Consider the following 13346-nt stretch of genomic DNA (forward strand, 5'->3'; position numbering starts at 1 on the left):
AAAATACAAAACTTTGGCACATTCGTGTAATTTAAGGAGGTCCATTATACATGGAACAAAATCGTCCACAGTGGGGAACGCGTGCCGGCTTTATTATGGCAGCGGTAGGCTCCGCGATCGGCTTAGGAAACATTTGGCGGTTCCCGGCAGTCGCCTATGAAAACGGAGGAGGGGCATTTTTCCTTCCCTACTTATTCGCGCTTTTAACAGCAGGGATTCCGCTTCTCATCATGGAATTTACAATGGGGCATAAGTACCGCGGTTCCGCGCCATTAACGATGACACGCATGAACAAAAAAGCGGAATGGCTCGGCTGGTGGCAGCTTGCAATCTCGTTCGTCATCGCCACGTATTATTCGGTTATTATCGCATGGGCTACATCGTACTCATTTTTTTCATTCAAGCTTACGTGGGGAGATGCCCCGCAGGACTTTTTGCTCGGTGACTATTTGCAGGTGGTGGATGCCGGACAATTCGGCGGCTTTGCAGGCGGCGTACTGCTTCCCCTCGTCATCATCTGGATTGTATCGCTGGGGATCTTAATTTCCGGCGTGAAAAAAGGAATTGAAGCGGCCACAAAGGTTATGCTGCCGGTTCTCGTTGTCCTATTCCTGATTGTTGTAGTTCGGGCATTAACGCTTCCGGGCGCACTGGAGGGCCTAGATGCATTCTTCCAGCCGGACTGGTCGAAAATTACGGACGGAAAAGTGTGGGTGGCCGCATACGGACAGATTTTCTTCAGCTTGTCTGTCGGCTTCGCGATCATGATAACGTACTCAAGCTATTTACCGAAAAAAGCGGACATTACAAACAATGCATTTATCACAGCGTTTTCGAATTCATCTTTTGAACTGTTAGCCGGTTTTGGCGTATTTGCAGCACTCGGCTTTATGGCTCAGCAGCAAGGCGTTCCGGTAAATGAAGTCGTATCAAGCGGCGTGATTCTGGCTTTTGCCGTATTCCCGCAAATTATTAATGAATTCCCGGTGGCCAACGGCTTTTTCGGATTTTTATTCTTTGCTTCCTTAACGCTGGCTGGCTTAACCTCTCTGATCTCGATCGTTGAAACGTTTGTAGCCGGTCTTCAAGAGAAGTTTAACATTTCACGGACTGCATCCGTTTTATTCGGCGGCGGCGCTGCAGCCATTATTTCACTTCTATTCGCGACAAAAGGCGGATTGAACTTCCTTGATGTTACAGACTACTTTATTAATCAATTTGGTGTTGTATTTGCCGGATTTGTTGAAGTTATTTTAGTGGTTTGGGTGTTCAAGGAGCTTGATTCCCTTAAGCAGCACGCCGATTCTGTATCGGACATTCACCTTGGTGCATGGTGGAAATTCTGCTTGAAATTCGTAACGCCAATCGTTCTGGCGTACATGATGTTTGACAACATCCGCCAGAATATTGCAGCACCATATGGCGACTACCCAACTTCGTTTTTAATCACATATGGCTGGCTTGTCGCAGCCGCTGCTTTAGTAGTTGGTGTGATTCTAATGATCGTGAAGCCATTTGATCAGCGTAGCAAGGGGGGATTGTAATGAGCACAGGTGCAATTGTCATGATGATTACAGGTGTTGTCATCATCTGGGGCGGCCTTGGCGCAAGCATCGCCCACGCTGTGAAGAAATCAAAAGAAGCGAAACGAGCATAATGTGTAAAACCCGGGCTAGCCAACAGGCAGTCCGGGTTTTTGTGTGGAAATGAAAATCTATTTTTGCCGCCACATGATAATTATGATAAAGTAGCGGTATATCGTAAGCTGATTGGAGATGGAAAAATGAGCACGAAAGAAGAATATTTGCGTAAACCGGAATGGTTGAAAATAAAGCTGAACACGAACGAAAATTACACAGGCTTGAAAAAAATGATGCGTGAAAAGCAGCTTCACACGGTTTGTGAAGAAGCAAAATGCCCGAACATTCACGAGTGCTGGGCGGTCCGCCGTACAGCAACCTTTATGATTCTCGGGAGCGTCTGCACACGCGCCTGCCGTTTTTGTGCAGTAAAAACCGGACTTCCGACGGAGCTTGATTTAGAAGAGCCGGAACGCGTAGCGGATTCCGTCGTGCAAATGAATTTAAAGCACGTTGTTGTGACGGCAGTAGCCCGTGATGACTTAAAAGACGGCGGAGCGTATGTGTTTGCGGAAACCGTGCGGGCGATTCGCCGCAAAAATCCGTTTACTTCTATTGAGGTGCTTCCATCGGATATGGGCGGCATCGAAGAAAACTTAAAAATGCTCATGGATGCAAAGCCAGACATTCTAAATCATAATATTGAAACGGTCCGCAGCCTGACACCACGTGTGCGTGCGCGTGCGAAATACGACCGTTCACTCGAGTTTTTACGTCGTGCAAAAGAAATGCAGCCAACGATTCCGACGAAATCAAGCTTGATGATCGGACTTGGGGAAACAAAAGAAGAAATCATTGAAGTAATGGATGACCTGCGGGCGAATAACGTGGATATTATGACGATTGGCCAATATTTACAGCCATCGAAAAAACATTTGAAGGTACAGAAGTATTACCATCCGGACGAATTCGCGGAGCTTCGTGACATTGCCATGTCAAAAGGGTTCAGCCACTGTGAAGCAGGCCCGATGGTTCGCTCGTCCTACCATGCGGATGAACAAGTGAATGCGGCAGCGAAAAAGCGGCATGAACAGGGCGAAGTGCAGGCGGCGAAATGATCACGATTCAAAATGAATGCTATGAAATAATGGAAGAGCGGATGGACGGCTTTAATGACGAAGTGTTTCGTGCCCGCTACAGCGACATTTTGTCCAAGTACGATTACATTGTCGGTGACTGGGGCTACGGCCAGCTTCGGTTAAAGGGCTTTTTCGAAGATTCAAATAAAAAGTCGTCGTATGACAATAAGTTTTCAACGGTAAGAGATTACTTGCTGGAGTACTGCAACTTCGGCTGCGGTTACTTTATTTTAAAAAAGCTTCCCGTTTCCGCCGCCCCCAAAAAGCAGGCAGAAGCGCAAGGAAAACAGTAACAAAAAGCGCGAACCGATTAGGGTTCGCGCTTTTTGGTTCATTAAATGACTTCGTATAAAAAATCCTTCAGCTCGGCGGCTTCCTCTTCGCTAAGCTTAAAAGCATATTCAATATAGCCGGGTTCATCCAGGTCATCCCGGCCAATAATGGCATATGTATTACCCTGCAAATTTATAACAATCCGCTTTCCATAATAACGGTCCGTCTGCATCAGAGCCAGGTCATATCTTGCATGTTCTCCGGCAAAGCTGACAAACCGTGTGGTCGTCGTATCCTTTTCGTCATAAAGAAAAAAACGTTCACTCATGTAGAACCTCCGCTGTGCATTTTCAATCATTGTACCACATGCTACAATAAGAACGGAAAGGATGGATGGCCTGTGTACTTTATCGACCGCAAAAAAATGGAAGAAACTCTCCGGTTTATGGAGCAGCAGCTTGCCTTGTTTGAGTCGCAGCCGGTTTTCGGCACCGCAATTGAAAAGCTGGCGCTTGAACGGATTGCCCAGACGCTTGTCGAATCCGTCATCGATGTCGGCAATGCGATGATTGATGGATTTATTATGCGTGACCCGGGCAGCTATGAAGATATTATCGATATTATGGAAGATGAAAACGTTATTTTGCCAGAACAGTCGGCTCCACTAAAAGATGTGATTGGTCTGCGAAAAGGGCTTGTGCGTGAATATGTCACCATTTCACATGATGAGCTGGCTGCTGTATTAACCGCAAATAAAAAAGAGCTGGCCGATTTTCCGAAGCGTGTAAGAGCGTATCTGGAAAATGAACTCGGTCCGGTTTCTGCATTTTTACCAGAAGAAGGAGAATAACATGACACGATATAAAGGCTATTTAATTGATTTAGACGGCACGATGTATGCCGGAACACAAGTCATTCCCGGAGCGGCAGAATTTATCGACCGGCTGAATGCAGCGAACGTTCCATATTTGTTTGTGACGAACAACTCATCCCGTACACCGGAGCAGGTAGCAGATAAGCTTGTGAAAATGGGCATCCGCACGACACCGGAAAATGTCTTCACGACCTCCCGCGCCACGGCTCAATTTATTCATGATGAAAAACCGGGTGCAAGCATTTACGTCATTGGTGAAGACGGCATTCTTGAAGCGCTGGCTGAGCAGGGGCTTGAAGTCGTTACTCATGAAAATCCAGATTACGTTGTGACAGGCATTGACCGCGGCATTACATACGAAAAACTGGCGGGCGCCTGCCTTTCTGTCCGAAATGGCGCCCGGTTTATTTCCACAAACGGTGATATCGCGATTCCGACCGAGCGCGGCTTTATGCCAGGAAACGGCTCTCTAACGTCCGTTGTAACGGTTTCGACTGAAACACAGCCAATCTTCATCGGAAAGCCGGAGCCGGTCATTATGGAGCAGGCAATGGCTGTTCTTGGGACATCCAAGGAAGAAACGATTATGGTCGGCGATTATTACGATACGGACATTCTTGCCGGAATCAATATCGGCATTGACACGCTTCTTGTGCACACAGGCGTTACGCAGCGGGAATTCCTGGAGCGTTATGATATTCAGCCGACACATACGCGGAACAATTTGAATGAGTGGGAACTGTAAGAAGCAGCCGAGGCTGTTTCTTTTTTTGGCTAAAAATGGACAGGAATGGGTATACAAGGAGCATGACGAATTTTAGGAGGAGAACATGCGCATTCCGAACCAATCCATGTCCTACTGGAAAGATCACCCTGCACCCCGCACCTTTGCGCCGCTGAATATGAATTTAACGGTAGATGTTGTCGTTGTCGGAGGAGGGATTACAGGCATTTTGACTGCCTGGCTGTTATCGAAAAAAGGCAAAAAGACGGCTTTGATTGAAGCGAAAAAATTAACAGATGGAACAACGGGCTTTACGACAGCGAAAATATCCTCACAGCACGGTCTTATATACGATGAACTGATTCGGACAATGGGAGAAGACAAAGCCAGGCTTTATTATGAAGCAAATGAAGAAGCCATTGCTTTTTTAAAGAAAACGGTGGAAGACCTGAAGATAGACTGCGATTTCACTGCTCAGGATGCGTATGTATACATCACGACGAATGAAATGCGAAGCGCGCTTGAAAAAGAGCTGGATGCTTACGAGAAGCTGGGCATTAACGGCGGCATCGCAGGAGCGTCCGCGCAGGAGAAACTGCCATTTGATATAGCGGAAGCGCTTGTGATGAGAGATCAGGCGCAGTTTCATCCGGTGAAGCTGTTAGAAGCGTTGATTGAGGATATGGCAGACCGCGTCCATATATTCGAAGACACACGCGCTGAAGCCATTGATGGACATGCAGTGAAGACAGTGAGCGGACATAAAATTGTTTGTAACGATATTGTGGTCGCCTCTCATTTTCCTTTTAACGATTTTGATGGCTTGTATTTTGCCAAGCTTCATCCGGAGCGCTCGTATGCGATTGGGGTGAAAGGGGACCGTCAGCTTGAGGACGGCATGTATATCAGCGAAGACAAGCCATCCCGTTCGATTCGCCAGGCCACAATGGAAACAGGTGAAAGTCTGATGATTATGGGCGGTGAAAACCATCCGGTCGGCCGCAGCGAGCAGGAAACGATGCATCATTATGAGGAATTGGCCGACTTTGCCAAACGCCACTTCGGCGCCAAGGAAGTGCTTTACCGGTGGTCTGCCCAGGATTTAATTACGCTTGACCGTGTGCCGTATATTGGCCGGACCCATGAAAACTGCTACGTGGCAACCGGCTATGCAAAATGGGGAATGACTAACGGAACGGTTGCCGCGCATGTGATCACTGACCTTATCACAAAGGGGGAAAGCCGGTACGCTGACTTGTATGATCCGAAGCGGATGAAAGCAAAACCCGCGGATGTAAAAACATTTGTTACGGAAAACGCAAAAGTGGCAAAAGAATTAATCAGTGGGAAATTAAAAAGAACGACCGTCAGCATTGATTCCCTTTTAACCGATGAAGGCGGCGTGGTCATGGTCGACGGCAAAAAAACTGGTGCGTATAAGGACGAACACGGACATTGCCACCTGGTGGATATCACGTGCACGCATCTGGGCTGTGAAACGGAATGGAACGATGCCGAGCGTTCATGGGACTGTCCATGCCATGGCTCGCGGTTTTCATATGACGGGGAAGTACTGGAAGGCCCTGCCATCAAGCCTCTCGATAAACGGTAAGAGATCATGAGTTGACTAGTCAATATCCCGGCTATCAAAACATTTCTTTTTGATAAAAGAGAAAAGCTGGGCGATTGCGATGTTCGCAAAACCGTCCAGCTTTTATCAAAATACATTTCTTATTCTGTATGAGCTGCTCTATGGGCAAGGCGGCTCGCTGCTGCTGCTGCGATGGCACCGACGATGTCATCTAAAAACGTATGCACCTGGCCTGTTGATTTATCATTTAAAAACTGAAGGATGCCCGGCTTTTGCTTGTCGATATACCCGTAGCTCGTTAAGCCGATCGTTCCATATACGTTAATGATCGCCGTCGCAATCGTTTCATCAAGGCCGTACAGTCCTTCATCTGTTTCAATAATCGATTGAAGCGGGTCATCCAGCTGCTTTTTCTCTGCCAGCATATCGAGCTGAATTCCTGTTAACACCGCGTTTTGTACTTCACGCTTGCGCAGCACAGCTTCCACATGCTCCATTGCTTCTTCAAGCTTTAAGTCTGGGTGATAAGGCTTTTGCAGGTACACAACCAGCTCGGCGATATCTTCCATCTTGACACCTCGCTCACCAATCCAGCGGCGGGCTGTTTTTTCAGACATACTCATTACGCGCTTTTCTTCAATTGTCATCTTCAACACACCTTTTTACTCAATATAATATGCCATTCTTTTACTCCTATACCCGTTTTCATTGTGACATACTCAAGTGGAAAATGATACAATAAGACGGAATAATCTGAAATGGGGTGCGCCTGGTGAAGCCTTTTGTCTATGTAACACGAAAAGTGCCTGAAGAGATTGTCACAAGACTGTCTGCATCCTACGAGGTTGAGACGTGGTGTGAAGAGGATAAAGCGGTTCCAAGAAACATACTTATTGAAAAAGCATCGACGGCCGATGCGCTGCTGACCGTTATATCGGATGGGGTGGACGAGGAGCTGTTTTCTCATGCTCCGCAATTAAAGGTAGTGGCTAATATGGCGGTCGGCTTTGATAATATTGACCTCGAAGCCGCCAGCCGCCATGGTGTAGCAATCTGCAATACACCGGACGTGCTGACCGATACAACAGCGGATTTAACGTTTGCACTGCTTTTAGCAACAGCCCGTCGCATGACAGAAGCATCCGAGTTTGTGAAAGAAGGAAGATGGACAAGCTGGGCGCCGATGATGCTGGTTGGGACGGATGTTCATCATAAAAAAATTGGGATTGTCGGTATGGGAAAAATCGGGACAGCTGTGGCAAAACGGGCAGCCGGCTTTGATATGGAAATTCTTTATCATAACCGCCGCCGCCATGAAGTGGCTGAAGAAATGCTGGGTGCGCAATACAGAAGCTTTGACGAGCTGCTGGAGGAAGCAGATTTTGTCGTCTGTCTGGCGCCATTAAATGAGGATACACGGGGATTGTTTCAGCGTGAACACTTTCAGAAAATGAAACAGGACGCCATGTTTATTAATGCAAGCCGGGGCCCTATTATTAACGAGAAGGCGCTGATCGATGCGCTAAAAGCAGGAGACATTGCCGCTGCTGGTCTCGACGTATTTGACAAAGAGCCGATCTCGGCCGATCACCCATTTTTATCAATGAAAAATGTCGTGGCGCTTCCGCACATCGGCAGCGCTTCAAGAGAAACGCGGATTGCGATGATGATGACCTGCTGTGACAACATTGAAGCGGTATTCGATGAACGGCCGCCTAAAACGCTCGTGAATAAAGATGTGCTTCAGTTTTAATAAAGACGGTCATGAAAAAAAGAGCTGATCCCGTCAAGGATCAGCTCTTGTCATTAAAAGACTTGTTCAACTTCAACAATTCCAGGAACTTCTTCAAGCAATGCGCGCTCAATCCCGGCTTTTAATGTGATGGTTGAGCTAGGGCAGCTGCCGCATGCGCCGAGCAGACGAAGCTTCACGATCCCGTCTTCAATATCAACGAGTTCACAGTCGCCGCCGTCGCGAAGTAGGAATGGACGTAATTTATCTAGTACTTCCTGAACTTCACCGTAAATTTCTTGTTCTTGTGTTTGCATGAATCATCGGCTCCTTTCGATTCGATACATATATTATAATGATTTTAAATTGAAAATGCAATTTCTCCTGCCGAGAAAGGGAAAAACCGCTGCTTTATTCTCATCCGTTATTTAGGAACTGAAAATAAGGCGTTTAAACTCGTGCAGTGGGGCAATAGTACAGTACAAACAGGAAAAAAGGGAGAGGATTTTTTTGAAAGAATGGAGCATGTACATAAACGGTCAATGGCTGACTGCGGATGAACAAATTGAAGTAGTCAATCCGGCTGTCAATGAAGTGATCGCGACGGTGCCAAAAGGAGGCGCAGGTGAAGCTAGCAAGGCAGTGGATGCGGCATACGAGGCCTTTACATCGTGGTCGAAAAAAACAGCTGGCGAGCGCGCTGAGCTCTTAATGGCCTGGTACCGGCTGATCGATGAAAACAAGGAAGAAATCGGCCGGATTATGACAGAAGAGCAGGGCAAGCCGCTTCAGGAAGCCATTGGCGAAGTCACCTACGCAAACAGCTTTATTTCGTGGTATGCAGAAGAAGGCAAGCGCATTTACGGCGAAACGATTCCCGCCTCCGATCCGAAAAAACGGCTGTTTGTGTCTAGGCAGCCTGTGGGCGTTGTCGCAGCAATTACGCCGTGGAACTTCCCGGCGGCGATGATTACACGGAAGGTTGCACCTGCTCTCGCTTCCGGCTGTACGGCTGTTGTTAAGCCCGCTTCCGCCACTCCTCTTACGGCGCTGAAGCTGGCTGAGCTTGCACACGAAGCAGGAATCCCGAATGGTGTCTTAAACGTCGTCACGGGCGATTCCAAATCAGTAGCCGGCGCCTGGATGGAAGACAGCCGCGTGCGGAAGGTGACATTCACCGGTTCAACAGAAATCGGCAAGGTGCTGATGAAGCAGGCAGCGGACACGATGAAAAAAGTTTCGCTGGAGCTTGGCGGCCACGCTCCTTTTATCGTCACGGCTCATGCCGATATTGAAAAAGCGGCAAAGGGCTTGATCGGCTCGAAATTCCGCAATGCCGGCCAGACGTGTGTTTGTGCAAACCGGGTGTATGTTCACGAGTCGATTGAAAAAGAATTTATTGAAGCCTTTAAAGCAGAAGTGAAGACGTTAAAAGTAGGAAACGGCATGGAAAGTGGCGTGAATATTGGCCCGCTGATCGACAAAGACGCTGTGGAAAAAGTCCAGAGCCAGCTAGAGGATGCAAAAAGCAAAGGCGCCGTTGTGGAAATGGGCGGTGAAACAAAAGGGAACTATGTGACGCCTGCGGTGTTGACGAATGTTACGGATGAAATGGACTGCATGGTGGATGAAACGTTTGGCCCACTGGCGCCCATTACGGTGTACCGGACAACGGAGGAAGTGATCAAGCGGGCGAACAACACGCCGTTCGGTCTTGCCGCCTACGTGTTCTCAGAGCACTTATCAGAAGCCATTGAAATAAGCGAAGGGCTGGAATACGGCATTGTCGGCTTAAACGACGGATTGCCATCGGTTGCGCAGGCGCCATTTGGCGGATTCAAAGAAAGCGGCCTTGGTCGTGAAGGCGGTCATCACGGAATGGATGAGTTTTTAGAAGTCAAATATATTTCTCTCGGATTATAAGCCGTTTACAAAAAAAAGAACCCGGTGCTTTTGCGCCGGGTTCCTTCATGCTTTTGAAAAAGATGTCAATGAAAATCAAGTGACAACTTCTCTTTTTCGAAGCCACTGTGCTTGAGCCAACACAGTAGGGGCGGCTTCTGCAGGACTTCGCGTTCGGAGGGGCGGGCGGTGAGCTAACTTTTGTCGCTACGCTCCAAAAGTGGATCTCACCTGACCCGCTTGGTCCCTCCCGAGTCTTCGTCCTGCGCCAGCCGCCCTGGTGGGGAGGAAAAGCAAATCGTAAAACCAAAAATGGAAATAGTTCTGAGTGAAAAAAAAGAGATGAGAATCCTCTCCTTTTCACGATTTAGGAAAAGCGGGCTTTCTTCTTGATGTCACATGTTTTAAAGAATAGCCGGCAGCCCGGAGCCCCTGAGTGTTCTTTTCTAGAAAAACAGCCTATTTTTTGCTAAGAAAAAGGAAACAATCTCGAAAAAACATCTAGTTTCTCTTGACGAGTTTGTTTTTCGACACTATAAAAGAACCCGGTGCTTTTGCGCCGGGTTCTTTTTTTGTTATCCGTTATGGTATTTGTACATCCAGAGTACGCCGGATTTTAAGAAGCGGGCGACGCGTCCGGTGATGGCGCGGTCTGCCACAAAGCCGAAGCCTTGCTTTTTGCCGAGAGAGCCAAGCACGCCTTTTAGTTTCATTTCCGGCATGGTCTCCGGAAGCGGTTCGTTTCTCCAGCGTTTTTGCAGCACATCGACAATTTGCTCGGCTTGTTCCTCGGCCAGCTGCGCGCTCGGTGCGTGCGGCAGGCTCGCGCAGTCTCCTACAACGTAAACATGTTCATTGCCTGGCAGGTTATGATGCGGCGTTAAAATGACCCGGTCCGAGCGGTCTTTTTCCACCGGCATATCACGAACGACAAGGCTTGGCTGAATGCCGGCGGTCCAAACAACCGCGTCCATTTCGTATACGTCCTCGTGGTTGTAAATGCGATCGGGCTCGACGCGGGTAATGTTCGCATCACTAACGACTTCTACACCGTGATCGGTAAACCATTTTTCAATGTAGCGGCTTAAGCGCTGAGGAAAGTCTTTTAAAATGCGGGGGCCGCGGTCGAACAGCTTGATGTCAAGATCCGGACGGCTTTCACGAAGCTCACTCGCAAGCTCAATGCCGGAAAGACCGGCGCCGACGATCCCAACCTTTGATCCGGCAGGCATATTGTTTAATTTTTCGTACGTAGCACGTGATTTCTGAATGGACTGAATGCTGTTTGTATGTTCAGCGGCTCCAGGAACGCCGTGGTATTTGTCCTCGCAGCCGAGGCCGATGACCAGGTCATCATAGGGAAGAGCGCCGTGGTTTTGCAATAGCACTTCTTTTTTCTCCAATTGAATGGAGGTAATTTCGTCATAAATCACTTTTAGCTTTTCGTGTTCTGGAAACGACACACGCACTTCATGGTCAGAAGCGGTTCCTGCCGCCAATGCGTAATATTCGGTTTTCAAGCAGTGGTAAGGCACTTTATCAACTAATGTAATCGCTACGTCGTCTGGAAGATGGTTCGGCAATAGTCTTAAAAGCACACGCATATTGCCGTAGCCGCCTCCAAGCAAAACTAAGTTCTTCATATGTATAACCCCTCTGTTTCATATTCGTGCATAGTATGTGTCCGTTTATTCATATCCGAGTATAGCGAAAATGCACCTTTTATACAACAGACTTCCCGGAAAACTTCCGGCTTTTTTCTGGACGGAATTGATAGTACAATGAATGAGTGAGGTGAAGGATCGTATGAAGCCAATTATTGAATTTTGCGTCAGCAATTTAGCAAGCGGATCACAGGAGGCATTTGAAAAGCTTGAACGGGATTCTACCCTGGACGTGATCGAATACGGCTGTCTTAGTTATTGCACACGCTGTTCGGATTCTCCATTTGCACTCGTCAATGGAGAAGTCGTCAGCGGCGCAACGCCGGATGAGCTTGTTTCAAATATATATACTTTTATTGACGAAACGTGGCTGTTTTAAACGTCAAGAAAACCGGATGCCGTTCAAGGACATCCGGTTTTCTTATGCTGATTCGTCTGATTCTTTCATTTGGTCACGCAAGTCATGCCAGCGGTCGCGGGCCATTTCGACAATTTGTTTTTCATTGGAGTTGCGCTGCCGTTCAATGACTTTTGAAAAAAACGAAACCGCTTTTTCGTTGCGCCCTAATTTCCGGTTTAATTCCCCTAAAAGATAAAGCACTTTAATTTCAGACATTTTTTCAGCTACATCTTCTTTTGAAAAGGCTTCTTCGTATTCACGGGCGGCTATGGACAAAAAGCGCTTTTCTTCTTTTTTTCGGCTCATGTCCCGGTAAATCCAGGCGGTTCGCAGCGCAAGGCCTGCGAGCGTTAAATGCTTTTCTTTTTTCAGCACGCCGGAATAAAGAGCGAGCTTATAGCTTTTAATGGCTTTAGCAGGGGACCGTTCACCGCTGAAATCCTGCTCTACCCAATGGTCAGAGACAGACGCCTTCAGCACATCAGCGGTTCCCGGTGCAAAGTAAGGCGTGAAATCTTCTGTAAAAGAGTAGCCGCAGTGAAAGCAAACGTGAACATTGTAAAAAAGCGGATTGATTTGGCCATCTTCATAAAGCGGTTTTAAATCGGTATCCTGGCCGGTCACTTTAATATTGCTTTTTCGTACCTTTGTGGCATTAAAGGATTGCTTGCAATGAGGGCATTTCATCGTTTTATTGTAAAGGGGAGGGACATTTGACATTAATTAAGCCTCCTTCGATCGGTATTGGGGTCTTTATGCTTATTTTATTATACAGGATTTAAGGGTAAAAAGAATTATTTTTGTGCAAAAAGTAGATGAGCGCTTCAGTTGATGATTCAGCAGGTTCCACGTATACTAAAAGAAAATGAAAGGAGCGATTCATTTGTCTGAACAACAAGTAGTGACCATTACAGAAGCCGCGGCTTTTCAAATAAAAGATATGATGAAGCAAAACGAAGAAGAAGGGTCGTTTTTACGAGTGGCAGTTCACGGCGGAGGGTGCAGCGGCTTGTCCTACGGCATGGGCTTTACACCTGAGGCGGAGGAAGGAGATCTTCAGCTGAACCAGTTCGGGATTCCGATTGTCGTCGCGAAAAACGATGCAGGCATTTTAAATGGCACGGTTGTGGATTACAAGGAGTCCTTAATGGGCGGTGGGTTTACCATTGAAAATCCAAATGCGATCGCTTCCTGCGGCTGTGGTTCTTCCTTCCGAACAAAAACAAATGAAGGAACGCCAGAGAATTGCTAAGTGAGCATTTATTATGATAAAAAAGCTTTTGCCCCATTGGCGGCAAAAGCTTTTTTTATTGATCTTGTTTCTTTTTTCTCGTAAACCAGATAGAAATAAGCGGAACAATAATAAAAAAAGTGACGAAAAAAAGGAAAATAAATTGGAGAAGCCACCAGTCATTATACATGTTCTTTCCCCCTCACCCTCTATTTTCTCCTAGTATGGACAGGGAG

At 47.3% G+C, this 13346-nt stretch carries 16 protein-coding genes; 11 read left to right on the forward strand and 5 right to left on the reverse strand.

What is annotated here, in order from left to right:
* Nucleotides 1-50 precede the first annotated feature (50 nt).
* From BW952_RS12225 to BW952_RS12240, 4 genes are all read left to right on the forward strand, one after another.
* Nucleotides 51-1544 carry a sodium-dependent transporter gene (locus tag BW952_RS12225; RefSeq protein WP_045851774.1) on the forward strand — a complete coding sequence of 498 codons (1494 nt, stop codon included), beginning with the start codon at nt 51-53 and terminating at the stop codon, nt 1542-1544.
* The gene (locus tag BW952_RS12230; RefSeq protein ID WP_076496300.1) at nt 1544-1657 is read left to right on the forward strand and encodes a methionine/alanine import family NSS transporter small subunit; all 114 of its coding nucleotides are present in this window, start codon (nt 1544-1546) and stop codon (nt 1655-1657) included. Before BW952_RS12225 ends, BW952_RS12230 begins: the two co-directional genes overlap by 1 nt.
* Nucleotides 1658-1783: 126 nt before the next feature.
* Nucleotides 1784-2698: a lipoyl synthase gene (gene lipA, locus BW952_RS12235; RefSeq protein WP_045851775.1), complete on the forward strand. Its 915-nt coding sequence runs from the start codon at nt 1784-1786 to the stop codon at nt 2696-2698.
* Nucleotides 2695-3012: a YutD family protein gene (locus BW952_RS12240; protein WP_045851776.1), complete on the forward strand. Its 318-nt coding sequence runs from the start codon at nt 2695-2697 to the stop codon at nt 3010-3012. Before lipA ends, BW952_RS12240 begins: the two co-directional genes overlap by 4 nt.
* Nucleotides 3013-3053: 41 nt before the next feature.
* Here the strand turns inward: BW952_RS12240 and BW952_RS12245 are convergent, their stop codons facing one another.
* On the reverse strand, nt 3054-3320 hold the full coding sequence (locus tag BW952_RS12245) for a DUF3055 domain-containing protein (RefSeq protein WP_045851777.1): 267 nt from the start codon (nt 3318-3320) through the stop codon (nt 3054-3056).
* 72 nt (nt 3321-3392) lie between these two features.
* Between BW952_RS12245 and BW952_RS12250 the strand changes: the two genes are divergently transcribed.
* The 3 genes from BW952_RS12250 to BW952_RS12260 all read left to right on the forward strand — a co-directional run bounded on the left by BW952_RS12250 (nt 3393) and on the right by BW952_RS12260 (nt 6202).
* The gene (locus BW952_RS12250; RefSeq protein WP_045851778.1) at nt 3393-3842 is read left to right on the forward strand and encodes a DUF86 domain-containing protein; all 450 of its coding nucleotides are present in this window, start codon (nt 3393-3395) and stop codon (nt 3840-3842) included.
* Between the two features lies 1 nt (nt 3843).
* Nucleotides 3844-4611, forward strand: coding sequence for a TIGR01457 family HAD-type hydrolase (locus BW952_RS12255; protein WP_045851779.1), 768 nt, complete (start codon nt 3844-3846; stop codon nt 4609-4611).
* A gap of 85 nt (nt 4612-4696) precedes the next feature.
* The gene (locus BW952_RS12260) at nt 4697-6202 is read left to right on the forward strand and encodes an FAD-dependent oxidoreductase (protein ID WP_045851780.1); all 1506 of its coding nucleotides are present in this window, start codon (nt 4697-4699) and stop codon (nt 6200-6202) included.
* Nucleotides 6203-6321: 119 nt separating this feature from the next.
* On the opposite strand, the gene BW952_RS12265 is transcribed toward BW952_RS12260, so the two are convergent.
* Nucleotides 6322-6828 carry a phosphatidylglycerophosphatase A family protein gene (locus BW952_RS12265; RefSeq protein ID WP_045851781.1) on the reverse strand — a complete coding sequence of 169 codons (507 nt, stop codon included), beginning with the start codon at nt 6826-6828 and terminating at the stop codon, nt 6322-6324.
* 122 nt (nt 6829-6950) lie between these two features.
* On the opposite strand from BW952_RS12265, the gene BW952_RS12270 reads away from it, so the two are divergent.
* Nucleotides 6951-7934 carry a 2-hydroxyacid dehydrogenase gene (locus BW952_RS12270; RefSeq protein ID WP_045851785.1) on the forward strand — a complete coding sequence of 328 codons (984 nt, stop codon included), beginning with the start codon at nt 6951-6953 and terminating at the stop codon, nt 7932-7934.
* A gap of 53 nt (nt 7935-7987) precedes the next feature.
* On the opposite strand, the gene BW952_RS12275 is transcribed toward BW952_RS12270, so the two are convergent.
* Entirely contained in the window at nt 7988-8230 is a 243-nt protein-coding gene (locus BW952_RS12275; protein WP_045851782.1) for a NifU family protein, read from the reverse strand.
* 208 nt (nt 8231-8438) lie between these two features.
* Here BW952_RS12275 and BW952_RS12280 point away from each other — a divergent pair, with 208 nt between their 5' ends.
* Nucleotides 8439-9836 (forward strand): NAD-dependent succinate-semialdehyde dehydrogenase, encoded by a 1398-nt coding sequence (locus tag BW952_RS12280; protein WP_045851786.1) that lies wholly within the window; start codon nt 8439-8441, stop codon nt 9834-9836.
* 554 nt (nt 9837-10390) lie between these two features.
* On the opposite strand, the gene BW952_RS12285 is transcribed toward BW952_RS12280, so the two are convergent.
* On the reverse strand, nt 10391-11458 hold the full coding sequence (locus BW952_RS12285) for an NAD(P)/FAD-dependent oxidoreductase (protein ID WP_045850334.1): 1068 nt from the start codon (nt 11456-11458) through the stop codon (nt 10391-10393).
* 163 nt (nt 11459-11621) lie between these two features.
* Here BW952_RS12285 and BW952_RS12290 point away from each other — a divergent pair, with 163 nt between their 5' ends.
* A complete protein-coding gene (locus BW952_RS12290) occupies nt 11622-11858 on the forward strand; it encodes a YuzB family protein (protein ID WP_045850335.1) in 237 nt (78 codons plus the stop codon).
* A 42-nt stretch (nt 11859-11900) separates the two neighbouring features.
* On the opposite strand, the gene BW952_RS12295 is transcribed toward BW952_RS12290, so the two are convergent.
* Nucleotides 11901-12599 carry a DUF2225 domain-containing protein gene (locus BW952_RS12295; RefSeq protein ID WP_045850336.1) on the reverse strand — a complete coding sequence of 233 codons (699 nt, stop codon included), beginning with the start codon at nt 12597-12599 and terminating at the stop codon, nt 11901-11903.
* A 145-nt stretch (nt 12600-12744) separates the two neighbouring features.
* Between BW952_RS12295 and BW952_RS12300 the strand changes: the two genes are divergently transcribed.
* Nucleotides 12745-13131 (forward strand): HesB/IscA family protein, encoded by a 387-nt coding sequence (locus tag BW952_RS12300; protein WP_045850337.1) that lies wholly within the window; start codon nt 12745-12747, stop codon nt 13129-13131.
* The last annotated feature ends 215 nt before the right edge of the window (nt 13132-13346 follow it).

The sequence above is a fragment of the Domibacillus enclensis genome (assembly GCF_900156125.1).
Lineage (GTDB): Bacteria > Bacillota > Bacilli > Bacillales > Domibacillaceae > Domibacillus > Domibacillus enclensis.

Excerpts from the sequence above, each read along its gene's own strand:
- BW952_RS12240 (WP_045851776.1), top strand. The coding sequence starts at position 2,695 with ATGATCACGATTCAAAATGAATGCTATGAAATAATGGAAGAGCGGATG.
- BW952_RS12230 (WP_076496300.1), top strand. The coding sequence starts at position 1,544 with ATGAGCACAGGTGCAATTGTCATGATGATTACAGGTGTTGTCATCATC.
- BW952_RS12245 (WP_045851777.1), bottom strand. The coding sequence starts at position 3,320 with ATGAGTGAACGTTTTTTTCTTTATGACGAAAAGGATACGACGACCACA.
- BW952_RS12225 (WP_045851774.1), top strand. The coding sequence starts at position 51 with ATGGAACAAAATCGTCCACAGTGGGGAACGCGTGCCGGCTTTATTATG.
- BW952_RS12260 (WP_045851780.1), top strand. The coding sequence starts at position 4,697 with ATGCGCATTCCGAACCAATCCATGTCCTACTGGAAAGATCACCCTGCA.
- BW952_RS12285 (WP_045850334.1), bottom strand. The coding sequence starts at position 11,458 with ATGAAGAACTTAGTTTTGCTTGGAGGCGGCTACGGCAATATGCGTGTG.
- BW952_RS12265 (WP_045851781.1), bottom strand. The coding sequence starts at position 6,828 with ATGACAATTGAAGAAAAGCGCGTAATGAGTATGTCTGAAAAAACAGCC.
- BW952_RS12290 (WP_045850335.1), top strand. The coding sequence starts at position 11,622 with ATGAAGCCAATTATTGAATTTTGCGTCAGCAATTTAGCAAGCGGATCA.
- BW952_RS12275 (WP_045851782.1), bottom strand. The coding sequence starts at position 8,230 with ATGCAAACACAAGAACAAGAAATTTACGGTGAAGTTCAGGAAGTACTA.
- BW952_RS12255 (WP_045851779.1), top strand. The coding sequence starts at position 3,844 with ATGACACGATATAAAGGCTATTTAATTGATTTAGACGGCACGATGTAT.
- BW952_RS12280 (WP_045851786.1), top strand. The coding sequence starts at position 8,439 with ATGTACATAAACGGTCAATGGCTGACTGCGGATGAACAAATTGAAGTA.
- BW952_RS12295 (WP_045850336.1), bottom strand. The coding sequence starts at position 12,599 with ATGTCAAATGTCCCTCCCCTTTACAATAAAACGATGAAATGCCCTCAT.
- lipA (WP_045851775.1), top strand. The coding sequence starts at position 1,784 with ATGAGCACGAAAGAAGAATATTTGCGTAAACCGGAATGGTTGAAAATA.
- BW952_RS12300 (WP_045850337.1), top strand. The coding sequence starts at position 12,745 with ATGAAAGGAGCGATTCATTTGTCTGAACAACAAGTAGTGACCATTACA.